Consider the following 8,110-nt stretch of genomic DNA (forward strand, 5'->3'; position numbering starts at 1 on the left):
TATCTTGGTAGGCTTTAACTTTATCATCCTGACCTTGATAAATTAGCTTAATACCGAGAGCGGTCATTCGATTCTCAACAATTTGAGATTTACGGCCAGTGATGATTGCGATTTCAACGCCGGCGTTCATCAACGATTTAATGCCGTAACCGTCGCGCGTATGGAAAGTTTTTAGCTCTTCACCGTTGTTACCCATGTAGATGCGGCCATCAGAGAATACGCCATCTACATCACAAATCAGCAGTTTGATCTCTTTTGCAATCGCAAATACACGTGAATCCACTGTGCCGTAAAGGGTTTCAATTGCCTGTGACATTACATTACTCCTGCTTTCAGTAAGTCATGCATATTTAAAGCGCCTACTAATTTGCCATTATCACACAACATCAGGCCATTGATGCTCTTAGCTTGCATCAAATTTAAGCCCTCAACTGCGAGCATATTTGGTTCTGCTACCGTTGGGTTCAGTGTCATCACATCGCCGATCTGCGTGTTATGAATATCAATACGTTTATCTAAGATACGGCGTAAATCACCATCGGTAAAAATGCCCTTCATTTGGCCATCTTCACCGACGATTGCCGTCATGCCCAAGCCTTTTTGAGATATCTCTAACAGGGCATCTCGAACTAGTGCATCCGGAGCAACAGTTGGGAGTGCATCGCCGGTGTGCATGATGTCGTCTAGTTTCAACAGCAGTTGACGGCCTAAAGCACCACCAGGATGAGACAGTGCAAAATCTTGAGCGGTAAAACCTCTTGCCTGTAAAAGTGCAACGGCTAATGCATCACCCATAACCAAGGTAGCGGTAGTACTGGTTGTTGGTGCTAAACCAAGGGGACACGCTTCTTCGGGTACTGAAATCTGTAAATGAATATCAGATAAAGTCGCCATGTTTGATGCTGGCTTGCCAGTCATGCTGATAATCTTAATGTTTAAACGCTTTAATACTGGGAATAGGCTGAGGATTTCTCCTGATTCACCTGAGTTGGATATTGCTATCACAATATCGCCAGGTTCGATCATGCCTAAATCACCATGCGCCGCTTCACCTGGGTGTACAAAGAAAGCCGATGTACCAGTACTTGCCAGTGTAGCTGCTATTTTGTTACCAATGTGGCCTGATTTGCCCATGCCCATTACTACGACTTTGCCTTTGTTGTTCAGGATTAGGTCGCAAGCTTTGCTAAAATCATCATTAAAATATTGGTCTAATTGCGTGAGACCTGCAACTTCAGTTTCCAAAACTTGTTTTGCAACGCTGCAATAATCAAATGGCTGAGACATCAAATACTCCAAGTACGGGAAGTTAAATCAACAATTAAGCTGACATGTTCATTAGTAGGTAACTTTGATATGCCACAAACGTCACGATTAACACGCCGCCTTCGATACGATTCACGCTACGAGATTTTCCTAGTGCCATGATAACAAGAAGTAGTGATACGCCTAGCATTACCCAGAAGTCACGACCCATTGCAAACTCGCTCAAGATTGAAGGGTTTAGGATGCCTGGGATACCCATCACGGCAAGGATGTTGAATACGTTTGAGCCAATGATATTACCCACAGCCATATCATCTTCACCTTTCATAACACCAGCTAGTGATGCTGCAAGTTCAGGTAAACTTGTGCCAACGGCAATAATGGTTAAACCAATCACAAGGTCGCTCATACCAAAGAACTTCGCGATTACAACCGCGTTATCAACCAACATGTTGGCCGCTAGAGGTAGAATAATCAGGCCAACCACCACCCACATTGCGGCTTTGGGGTTGCTCACGCCTTCAGGAACTTCAGATTCTTGTTCGTCAAGAAAGGCATCACCGTTCTTTTTCTCACTACGGCTGATTTGCAGCATCGCAAATAAGAAAGCGGCAAAAAGAACAAACAACAACACACCTTCATAGAAACCTAAGTGATTATCCCAAAGCAGTGCGCCCGCTAATAGAGTGACACCTATCATTAAAGGTAGTTCACGACGAATCACACCAGAGCTAATCGATAATGGCTTGATAAGGGCTGTAATACCTAAAATCAGCGCGATGTTAGCGATGTTTGAGCCTAATACGTTACCTACCGCCGTATCTGTTTTACCATCAAGGGCTGCTGTCGCAGAAACCATCATTTCAGGGGCTGAAGATCCCATTGCTAAGATTGTCATACCGATAACTAGTGGTGAAATACCGAAGTTGCGAGCAAGAGCTGCGGCACCGTATACCAGCTTATCTGCACTCCACACCAAAAAACCTAGACCGATAATAAGAAACGCAATCGCTTCAAGCATGATGATTCCTAAAAATTAATAAAAAACGGAGAATTAACCGCTAATTTTGACTTGTTGCTAGATAAAAGGGAAGTCACTCGACAAATTAATTGCTAGTTAGTGGTAAAGAAATGTTGTTGAGGAATGAATTTCTCAATGCTTTCAAATCCCTGCCTTTGTTTTCTGTTTTTAATAATTAATTGAACAGCGCTTTTAATTCTAAAGTAGACTCATTATTATTGCAGTCATAATTGGCGTTTTTAAAGCAAGGAAACAACAAAAGTATGTTGAACACTGAGCTTGTGAAAGTTAAGAATCTCAGCTTCTCACGCGGTGAACGAATTATCTTTGATGACATCAGTTTAGAAGTTCCTCAAGGAAAAATAACCGCGTTCATGGGGCCGTCAGGGATCGGCAAAACAACCTTATTACGTCTGATTGGTGGACAATTACCACCAGATGAAGGTGAAATTTGGTTTGATGGCGACAACATCCCTGCATTGCCACGTCGAAAGCTATATCAAGCACGTAAGAAAATGAGCATGCTTTTCCAATCGGGGGCACTTTTCACGGATCTAAATGTCTTTGATAATGTGGCGTTTCCTTTGCGAGAGCACACTGAACTTAACGAAAAATTCATTCGTACCATTGTATTGCTTAAGCTTGAGGCGGTAGGGTTGCGAGGCGCGGCGCAATTAATGCCGAGTGAGTTGTCTGGTGGTATGGCGAGACGAGCGGCGTTGGCCCGTGCGATCGCATTGGACCCAGAACTTATTATGTATGATGAGCCTTTTGTTGGCCAAGATCCAATCACCATGGGTGTTTTGGTTGAGTTGATTCGTAACCTCAATCAAGCCTTGGGTTTAACCTCTATTGTCGTTTCTCATGATGTCCCTGAGGTGATGAGCATTGCTGATTGGGTTTATTTGATGGCTGATGGGAAAATTATTGCTGCAGGTTCTCCTGATGAGTTGTACAACAACAGCGACCCAAGAGTGCAGCAATTTTTGCAAGGTGAATCGGATGGCCCTGTGCCATTTAGGTTTCCTGCAAATAGCTTAGAAAAGGATTTGTTTGAATATGATTGCTAAAACTATTGCGGGTGTCGGTAAGCGCGCACTTGCGATCTGTGAGTCATTTGGTCGAGCAAGCCTAATGCTATTTGGGGCTTTGTTTGGCATCCCGAAACTAAAAAATTTCCCTCTATTAGTTAAACAATTTTATAGCGTTGGCGTTCAGTCATTGGCTATCATTTTAGTTTCAGGCTTGTTTATTGGCATGGTACTCAGTCTGCAGGGCTATGTCGTATTAATCGACTATGGCGCAGAGGGTAACCTTGGGCAAATGGTCGCGCTCTCGTTGTTACGGGAATTGGGCCCTGTGGTGACAGCACTTCTGTTTGCTGGTCGTGCGGGTTCAGCATTAACGGCTGAAATCGGCTTAATGAAAGCTACTGAACAGATCTCTAGCCTTGAGATGATGGCGGTTGATCCTCTTAAACGCATTATTGCGCCACGTCTCTGGGCCGGCCTTATTTCTATGCCACTGCTCGCTATGATTTTTATGGCGGTCGGGATTTGGGGTGCTCAGTTAGTCGGTGTGGATTGGAAAGGTATTGACCACGGCAGTTTCTGGTCTGCGATGCAGTCTTCCGTTGAGCTTGGCCGTGATATTGGTAACAGTATGATCAAATGCATGGTCTTCGCTATCACCGTAACTTGGATCGCACTTTTTAATGGTTATGATGCAGTACCGACATCCGAAGGTATTAGTCAGGCAACCACACGCACAGTAGTACACTCTTCTCTAGCGGTATTAGGGCTAGATTTTGTTCTTACCGCATTGATGTTTGGGAATTAATCATGCAACAAACTCGAAAATTAGAATTATGGGTCGGCACCTTTGTTATTGCCGGAATTTGCGCAATCTTAATCATGATCTTTCAAGTCGCTGACGTAAAAGGTATAGGTTCAAACCATACTTATAACCTAAAAGCGACCTTTGACAATATTGGCAGCCTAAAGGTTCGCTCACCAGTAAAGGTGGGGGGCGTCGTTGTTGGTCGAGTTCAAAGTATTGAACTTGATACTGAGAGCTACCTTCCTGTGGTTGAACTGTCTATTGATGCGAAGTACTCACAATTTCCTGATACCTCTAGTGCTCAAATCTTAACGTCGGGCTTGATCGGTGAGCAGTACATCAGCTTAGTTCCAGGCTTCATCTTTGAAGATGAAGAGATGTTGGTTGATGGTGATTCTATCGAAGACACCAAGTCGGCATTAGTATTAGAAGATTTGATTGGTCAAGTGCTGTATAGCGTCGGTGGCTCTGATAATAGCGAAGCTAAGGAGTAGGCTCATGTTAAAGACGAATAATTTATTGAAGACTAATTACTTATTGAAAAGACTGCTTCTGACAGCTGTCGCTTTGCTGATGTCGACTCCAGCTTTTTCGGCAAAACCGATTGATCGAACTCAGCCTTATCAGATGATGACTCAAGTTGCAGAAGAGGCTTTCGCCCGTTTGAAGAACGAGCAAGAGAATATCCAACAAGATCCAGAGTTACTGAAGGTCATCGTGGAAGAAGAGTTGATGCCTTATGTGAATGCTCAATATGCGGCGCTGAAGTTGCTAGGGCCGAACTTGAAAGGTGCTGATAGAGGAGACGTGCGCGTATTTATTGATGCATTTCGTAAATATCTCGTTTCTTCTTATGCTCAAGTGTTAACTCAATATACAGATCAGACGATTAAATTTGGTCCAGAACCAACAATTAAAACAGATAGCCGTATTACCAGTATTAAGGTTGATATCATTGATACGCCTCGACCAAACATTAACCTTGAGTTTAAACTGCGCAAAGATAAGAAGTCAGGTGAGTGGAAGGCATTTGATATGGTTGCCGAAGGTATAAGCCTGCTATCAAGCAAGAAGTCTGAGTGGAACACTAAGATTCGTCAAGAAGGCATCTTACAAGTAGCTGACGAACTCGAGAAACTGGCTTCTCAACCGATTCGTTTTGAGAGTAATAAATAATGAGCCATTCTCAATGGCAAGCGCTAAGCTCTAAAGAATATCAACTTCTTGGTGATATAGATCGAGATAGTGTACCTGCAATCTGGCGTATATTGGAAAAGTGGCAAACGACGGAATCGAGCGTTGAAATTGACCTTAGCCATATAAATCGAGTCGATTCAGCAGGAATGGTGATGCTAATTCACTTATTAGAGCATGCAAAAAATCAAAACTGTCATATAATGCTCAGTTTCGTGCCAGAACAATTACGAACGTTGTTCCAATTGAGCAATATCCAGCCAATGATGGCAGAACACATAAAAAATTAGGCAGGAGCTATTTGTGGACAGCACAAAAGTACAAGAATTATTAGCAGAGGCTCTGAACCTTCAGGAAATTATCGTGAAGGGTGAAGGCAGTCATTACGAAGTTGTTGCGGTTGATCCATGTTTTGACGGCATGAATCGAGTTAAGAAGCAGCAACTAATCTACGGCCCACTAATGGAATACATTCAACGCAATGATATCCATGCTCTTTCTATTAAGGCTTTCACGCCGGAAGAGTGGGAACGTGATAAGAAACTGATGTCACTTTAAGGTTTATGATGGAAAAGTTTCGAGTTATTGGATCGGATAAGCCGCTAAGCGGTGAAGTGACGATCTCAGGCGCAAAAAATGCAGCCCTACCAATCCTATTTGCTTCAATTCTAGCTGAAGAGCCGGTTGAAGTGAGTAATGTTCCTCACCTACGTGACATCGATACTACGATGGAATTGCTTAAGCGTTTAGGCGCAAAAGTATCACGCAATGGTAGTGTTCATGTTGATGGCAGCGAAATTAATGAATTTTGTGCACCTTACGATTTAGTAAAAACAATGCGCGCTTCTATTTGGGCTTTAGGTCCTTTAGTCGCTCGTTTTGGTGAAGGCCAAGTGTCACTTCCGGGCGGTTGTGCTATTGGTGCTCGACCTGTTGATTTACATATCCATGGCCTAGAGCAACTAGGTGCGACCATTGTATTGGAAGATGGTTATGTAAAAGCAAGTGTTGACGGCCGTTTGAAAGGCGCGCACATCGTGATGGATAAAGTAAGTGTGGGTGCCACCATTACTATCATGTGTGCAGCAACGCTAGCGGAAGGTACAACTGTGTTAGATAATTCAGCGCGTGAGCCTGAGATTGTTGATACGGCTGATTTCCTAAACAAACTAGGAGCTAAAATTTCTGGTGCAGGTACAGATACGATTACTATCGAAGGCGTTGAGCGTCTTGGTGGTGGCCAACACTCTGTGGTTGCAGACCGTATTGAAACGGGTACCTTCCTGGTTGCTGCTGCGGTTTCTGGCGGTAAAGTGGTTTGTCGCAACACCAACGCTCATCTTCTTGAAGCTGCCTTAGCGAAGCTTGAAGAAGCGGGAGCGAAGGTTGAAACGGGCGAAGGTTGGATCAGCCTTGATATGACTGTTCGTGAGTTGAAAGCGGTGAAAATCGTAACGGCACCTCACCCAGGCTTCCCAACCGACATGCAAGCACAGTTTACCCTGCTTAACATGATGGCGAAGGGCAGTGGTGTAATCACTGAGACTATCTTTGAAAACCGCTTTATGCACATTCCTGAACTACAGCGAATGGGAGCAAAAGCGGAAATAGAAGGCAACACTGCTATTTGTGGTGAAACCAAAAAATTGAGCGGCGCTCAAGTAATGGCAACGGACCTTCGCGCATCTGCGAGCCTTGTTATTGCTGGTTGTATCGCTCAAGGTGAAACCATCGTTGACCGTATTTATCACATCGATCGTGGCTACGATAAGATTGAAGATAAATTGTCAGCCTTAGGCGCAAACATTACACGGTTTAGCGAGTCGAACTAACTTAGGTTAGTGAGTTCATGAATCAGTAAGATGAAAACAGAAAAGTCGGAACCTTGGTTTCGGCTTTTTTATAGTTGTATTTACCGCCAGTGAATCTATTGCCTATTTTGTGCAAATAGATGAATCAACTTGGTGGTTGTGAGGAACAAAATGATAGCAATATTACGTATTTTCGCAGTGGCGATATTTGCGATTCTTATGTTTGTATTTGGGTGTGGTTACTGTTTACTAAGCCCACGTAACCCGAAACACGTATTTACCTTTGGTCGTTATTTCGGTCGCATGTCGAAAATCTTTGGTATGAAGTTAGAGCTTCGTATCCCGGAAGATGCTTACTCTCGTGGCCAACATGTTTACGTTGCAAACCACCAAAATAGCTGGGATCTATTCACGATTTCATCTGCGGTAACACCTAAGGTTGTGACTGTTGGTAAGAAGAGCCTAGCGTGGATGCCTCTTTTTGGTCAGCTGTACTGGTTGACGGGTAATATCCTAATCGACCGGGCTAACCGCAGCAAAGCGGTAGGTACGATCGATCAAGTGGTTACTAGCCTTAAAGAGAGTGATGTTTCAGTATGGATGTTCCCTGAGGGGACTCGTTCTCGTGGTCGTGGTTTGTTGCCATTCAAAACGGGTGCTTTCCATGCTGCGATTGGCGCTGGCTTACCTATTATCCCTATCGTGTGTAGCTCAACAGGTGGCGTGAAGCTGAACCGTTGGAACAATGGTCATGTGATTGTTGAAATGCTGCCACCAATCAGCACTGAAGATTACGATAAGTCTAATGTTCGTCAACTGGCTAACCTAGCTCGTGAGCAGATGGCTGCGAAGCTTGAAGAGTTAGACAAAGAAGTGGTTGAGCTTAATAAGAAGTAATCATCTAAGCGAAACGATGAACAATAAAAAAGGTTGCCAAGTGGGCAACCTTTTTTTGTATCTGATAAACGCTCAGCTTTAT

At 43.7% G+C, this 8,110-nt stretch carries 10 protein-coding genes and 1 pseudogene; 8 read left to right on the forward strand and 3 right to left on the reverse strand.

Annotation, left to right across the window (positions count from 1 at the left end):
• The 3 genes and pseudogenes from AB4653_RS04915 to AB4653_RS04925 all read right to left on the reverse strand — a co-directional run.
• Positions 1 to 316: pseudogene (locus AB4653_RS04915) on the reverse strand (3-deoxy-D-manno-octulosonate 8-phosphate phosphatase); the annotation flags it as partial.
• Complete coding sequence (kdsD, locus tag AB4653_RS04920; RefSeq protein ID WP_009847736.1) at positions 316 to 1,287, reverse strand: arabinose-5-phosphate isomerase KdsD; 972 nt, start codon at positions 1,285 to 1,287, stop codon at positions 316 to 318. The pseudogene AB4653_RS04915 and the gene kdsD, both read right to left, overlap by 1 nt.
• A 34-nt stretch (positions 1,288 to 1,321) precedes the next feature.
• On the reverse strand, positions 1,322 to 2,287 hold the full coding sequence (locus AB4653_RS04925) for a calcium/sodium antiporter (protein WP_009847735.1): 966 nt from the start codon (positions 2,285 to 2,287) through the stop codon (positions 1,322 to 1,324).
• A 263-nt stretch (positions 2,288 to 2,550) separates the two neighbouring features.
• Here AB4653_RS04925 and mlaF point away from each other — a divergent pair, with 263 nt between their 5' ends.
• The 8 genes from mlaF (at position 2,551) to AB4653_RS04965 (ending at position 8,028) form a co-directional block, all read left to right on the forward strand.
• Positions 2,551 to 3,357, forward strand: coding sequence for a phospholipid ABC transporter ATP-binding protein MlaF (gene mlaF / locus AB4653_RS04930; RefSeq protein ID WP_102257867.1), 807 nt, complete (start codon positions 2,551 to 2,553; stop codon positions 3,355 to 3,357).
• On the forward strand, positions 3,347 to 4,126 hold the full coding sequence (mlaE, locus tag AB4653_RS04935; protein WP_009847733.1) for a lipid asymmetry maintenance ABC transporter permease subunit MlaE: 780 nt from the start codon (positions 3,347 to 3,349) through the stop codon (positions 4,124 to 4,126). Before mlaF ends, mlaE begins: the two co-directional genes overlap by 11 nt.
• 2 nt (positions 4,127 to 4,128) lie before the next feature.
• Entirely contained in the window at positions 4,129 to 4,620 is a 492-nt protein-coding gene (gene mlaD, locus AB4653_RS04940; protein WP_009847732.1) for an outer membrane lipid asymmetry maintenance protein MlaD, read from the forward strand.
• A 4-nt stretch (positions 4,621 to 4,624) separates the two neighbouring features.
• Complete coding sequence (locus tag AB4653_RS04945; protein WP_009847731.1) at positions 4,625 to 5,302, forward strand: phospholipid-binding protein MlaC; 678 nt, start codon at positions 4,625 to 4,627, stop codon at positions 5,300 to 5,302.
• Complete coding sequence (locus AB4653_RS04950; RefSeq protein ID WP_004735315.1) at positions 5,302 to 5,610, forward strand: lipid asymmetry maintenance protein MlaB; 309 nt, start codon at positions 5,302 to 5,304, stop codon at positions 5,608 to 5,610. Before AB4653_RS04945 ends, AB4653_RS04950 begins: the two co-directional genes overlap by 1 nt.
• A gap of 13 nt (positions 5,611 to 5,623) precedes the next feature.
• Positions 5,624 to 5,878: a BolA family iron metabolism protein IbaG gene (gene ibaG / locus AB4653_RS04955; RefSeq protein ID WP_004738686.1), complete on the forward strand. Its 255-nt coding sequence runs from the start codon at positions 5,624 to 5,626 to the stop codon at positions 5,876 to 5,878.
• Positions 5,879 to 5,886: 8 nt separating this feature from the next.
• Positions 5,887 to 7,152, forward strand: coding sequence for a UDP-N-acetylglucosamine 1-carboxyvinyltransferase (murA, locus tag AB4653_RS04960; protein WP_009847730.1), 1,266 nt, complete (start codon positions 5,887 to 5,889; stop codon positions 7,150 to 7,152).
• Positions 7,153 to 7,302: 150 nt separating this feature from the next.
• Positions 7,303 to 8,028 carry a 1-acylglycerol-3-phosphate O-acyltransferase gene (locus AB4653_RS04965; RefSeq protein WP_004735318.1) on the forward strand — a complete coding sequence of 242 codons (726 nt, stop codon included), beginning with the start codon at positions 7,303 to 7,305 and terminating at the stop codon, positions 8,026 to 8,028.
• The last annotated feature ends 82 nt before the right edge of the window (positions 8,029 to 8,110 follow it).

Origin of the sequence: Vibrio sp. 10N.222.48.A3, from assembly GCF_041475345.1 — a bacterium.
GTDB classification, from domain to species: Bacteria; Pseudomonadota; Gammaproteobacteria; order Enterobacterales; family Vibrionaceae; genus Vibrio; species Vibrio tasmaniensis_A.

Excerpts from the sequence above, each read along its gene's own strand:
- kdsD (WP_009847736.1), bottom strand. The coding sequence starts at position 1,287 with ATGTCTCAGCCATTTGATTATTGCAGCGTTGCAAAACAAGTTTTGGAA.
- AB4653_RS04925 (WP_009847735.1), bottom strand. The coding sequence starts at position 2,287 with ATGCTTGAAGCGATTGCGTTTCTTATTATCGGTCTAGGTTTTTTGGTG.
- mlaF (WP_102257867.1), top strand. The coding sequence starts at position 2,551 with ATGTTGAACACTGAGCTTGTGAAAGTTAAGAATCTCAGCTTCTCACGC.
- mlaE (WP_009847733.1), top strand. The coding sequence starts at position 3,347 with ATGATTGCTAAAACTATTGCGGGTGTCGGTAAGCGCGCACTTGCGATC.
- mlaD (WP_009847732.1), top strand. The coding sequence starts at position 4,129 with ATGCAACAAACTCGAAAATTAGAATTATGGGTCGGCACCTTTGTTATT.
- AB4653_RS04945 (WP_009847731.1), top strand. The coding sequence starts at position 4,625 with ATGTTAAAGACGAATAATTTATTGAAGACTAATTACTTATTGAAAAGA.
- AB4653_RS04950 (WP_004735315.1), top strand. The coding sequence starts at position 5,302 with ATGAGCCATTCTCAATGGCAAGCGCTAAGCTCTAAAGAATATCAACTT.
- murA (WP_009847730.1), top strand. The coding sequence starts at position 5,887 with ATGGAAAAGTTTCGAGTTATTGGATCGGATAAGCCGCTAAGCGGTGAA.
- AB4653_RS04965 (WP_004735318.1), top strand. The coding sequence starts at position 7,303 with ATGATAGCAATATTACGTATTTTCGCAGTGGCGATATTTGCGATTCTT.